Source organism: Neptunicoccus cionae (assembly GCF_014643735.1).
Classification (GTDB): Bacteria; Pseudomonadota; Alphaproteobacteria; order Rhodobacterales; family Rhodobacteraceae; genus Amylibacter; species Amylibacter cionae.
In genome coordinates this window covers 1-874 of sequence record NZ_BMKA01000023.1, presented here as the reverse complement: position 1 = coordinate 874, position 874 = coordinate 1, and the positions used below count along the sequence as shown (strand labels likewise).

The window sequence follows — 874 nt, the reverse complement described above, 5'->3', positions numbered from 1 at the left end:
GCGGCGCGCAAAGGCCCGGCAATCTTCACCTATTCGAATAACTATCTGATCGACACGGACCATTCCGTCATCGTGGATATCGAGGCGACACGCTCAATCAGGCAGGCCGAAGTGGGCGCGGCGCAAACCATGATTGATCGAACAGAAAGGCGCTTCGGTATCAAACCGGACTGGCTCGTTGCAGATACTGCCTATGGATCGGCAGAGAACCTGGCGTGGCTGACAAAGAAGCGCAGCATCATTCCCTTCATACCATTGATCGACAAATCCGAGCGTAAAGATGGCACATTTTCCCGTTCCGACTTCGAATGGGACGAAGACAACGACCGCTATACCTGCCCTGAAGGCCAGCACCTGTTGCAGTCCCGCCGGAACTATTCTGACCCGCGCAGGAAAGAACCCAAAACCGGGCGGCGCAGATACAGGGCCACCAAAGCCATTTGCGATGCCTGCCCATCAAAATCAAAATGCTGCCCGAACACGAACACCCGCTTCATTGGCCGCGAAGAGCATGAGGACGCCCGTGACTTCGCCCGAATGGCTGCCAAATCGCCCTTCAACCCAAAGGCTCAGGCCAAACGCAAAAAGGTCGAGATGCTCTTCGCCCACCTCAAACGCATTCTCGGCCTGGGACGGCTCCGGCTTCGAGGGCCCTGCGGTGTGAGGGACGAATTTACGCTCGCTGCAATCGCCCAGAACCTTCGAAAACTTGCAAAACTAAGACCCAAGACCGCCGAAACAAGGATTACGATATGATCTGAACCAACAAAACGACAGCCCAACCAGCCGCCCAGTACAACGGGCGGAACGATAAGCCCGCGACGAACGCCGCGAGGCGGCCAACCCCTCAGATCACGGCGACTTTTTCAACAAA

At 56.3% G+C, this 874-nt stretch carries 1 protein-coding gene; it reads left to right on the top strand.

Annotation, left to right across the window (positions count from 1 at the left end; all coding sequences use genetic code 11):
- Positions 1–756, top strand: a 756-nt coding sequence (locus tag IEX10_RS19855) for a transposase (protein ID WP_188679037.1), incomplete at its 5' end; no start/stop codon positions are given.
- Positions 757–874 lie beyond the last annotated feature (118 nt).